Source organism: Labilibacter marinus, assembly GCF_001659685.2.
Lineage (GTDB): Bacteria > Bacteroidota > Bacteroidia > Bacteroidales > Marinilabiliaceae > Saccharicrinis > Saccharicrinis marinus.
Genome location: NZ_LXYE02000077.1, coordinates 1 through 1,982, shown reverse-complemented (window position 1 = coordinate 1,982; position 1,982 = coordinate 1). Strand labels below are relative to the sequence as shown.

Sequence of the window (1,982 nt, the reverse complement as noted above, 5' to 3'; positions counted from 1 at the left end):
ACCGCCAATGCAGAGAACGACATGAGAAAAACAATAACTATGGAATCCCTCAAAGAAAAAAACAAGGAACTCTTTAGGCTACTCACTGAGTACTATAAAGGACTCGGAATGGAGGCTGACCTTAAACACGCTACCTTTAGTGATGAAAAAAGACAGGTCTATTGGTATCCTTATCATAAAACACCTAAGAAAATCATCTATATCCCAATGCTAACATATCGGTTTCCTCAGATACAGAAAATTCAAGATTTAATACTTCCAGGTGCCCCAAATCTAACAATACATCGTAATACAAATAATAAGTTAGCAGATGAACTCCTTTTGAGACATAACGATTACCAAATTGATGAAGAACGAACGTTCGATAGTGGTGCCATTTACTACAGCATTGATGCTTCAGAAAACACTTCACCTAACGAAATTTTTCAAAACCATAAATCCTACATGGAAAATATTGGACTATACCTATTCTCAAAATTAGATTCCGCAGATATAATCCATCAATTCGTAAATGGAGATTTGCTTTCCGTTCAGGTTGATTCTTTATCTAAGGATGAATTAAAAACTTTAAAAAGAAAAAGCCTCGAACAAGAGATCATCGCAGGATTAATCGCCTCTTTTTTAATCTCTAACGATCTTGGAAATAAGGTATCACAACTACGAAAAAACCTCCACCAAATAAATGAAGGATTGGTCTCTGAAATAGAAAAGGTTCAAACATACTTTAATATTCACAGTAAAGACCTTACATAATCTAATTTATTACTGTTGCATGTTCTGTAAAATTTGAGAAGTATTGATAATGAAAAAAATGCAAAGATAAATATGCGATTTAAAAATAATGACAAATAATAAAGCAAAGGCGGTAACAATAAATATACGTAATACGGGGCAATTTGGTAAATTTGAACTTTAAAGCATTTAATAAATATTATTGCGGTTTGATAGTGAAGTGCCTTGAAATCCCGCACTACGCATATTCGAGCCGTTGGCAGCAAGTGTAGGGGGCAGACTAGAAAAGAAAAGTAACTTATTATGAAAATACCAATAGTTATAGTATTACTAGGATTCTCATTAAGTATTCTGGGACAAGGAAAAACTAATAAGTTGACCTTACATTTTGATGATAGTTCTATACCCTATAACTTTTATAAAGAAGTGGTAGTAAAGAAAGGAGATTCGATTGTTGGAAAATCGGGAAATGACCCATATAGAAATATATTGAGAATCCCGATATCAAAGAATACGACTTATGACCTCATTTTGCATACATATTTTAATGATAGCATTATTAAAGAGGTAGATTTAAGAAATTCGCACCAAGATGTTGAAGTTGAGAATATTTATGAGGAAGTTTCAAATGAAGAAATGAAAAGCTTGATAAATCAACAAAATAGTTTCAATATATACAAAGTGGAATATCACACAGAAAAAGAAGAACATAATACATATACTATTACTAATGCAGCTATTAGACTTGATTATAAATTAGGCTCGGTTGTAATATATAAAAATGACCCTTGGAGAGGATTTTTAAACTATCGCTTAATGACTTATAAAATGGAAGAAAAATTTGAAGTTTTACTAAATGAGTTTTTGAGTGTTAGCTGTGCGCTGGGTAAGAGTACCAAAAGAAAGAAAAACAAGGGAAGATATCCAAATATTGTTTTAGTTTCAAATGGGAAATTTGCTTTGTTGAACTATTGTGACAGAAGAAAAAGCGCATTTGAAAATTTAATTAAATGGATTGAAGATAATAAGAAAGAAATATTTGAAATGTAAAAACACCAGCTGCCAACAAATTGGAATAAACAATGTGGGGCGGGTGTGATTTGGAAGGCGATTTGGCGAAATGCTTTCCGCCAAATCTTTTCATTCCGTTTAGAATGAAAATATACAAACACAATAAAAAGCTTTGGCTCAGCTGGATTTCGGAAGTGGATTGGGGTTTTATTTCCACACTGTTCATCCAAGTAGCCGTT

The 1,982-nt window shown here is 32.5% G+C and carries 2 protein-coding genes; both read left to right on the top strand.

All coding sequences use genetic code 11. The features are described 5' to 3' along the window. On the top strand, window positions 1-753 hold a 753-nt coding region (locus A8L32_RS23225; RefSeq protein ID WP_233145525.1), incomplete at its 5' end, for a hypothetical protein. A gap of 282 nt (window positions 754-1,035) precedes the next feature. After that, complete coding sequence (locus A8L32_RS23220) at window positions 1,036-1,782, top strand: hypothetical protein (RefSeq protein ID WP_075591661.1); 747 nt, start codon at window positions 1,036-1,038, stop codon at window positions 1,780-1,782. Window positions 1,783-1,982: the final 200 nt, after the last annotated feature.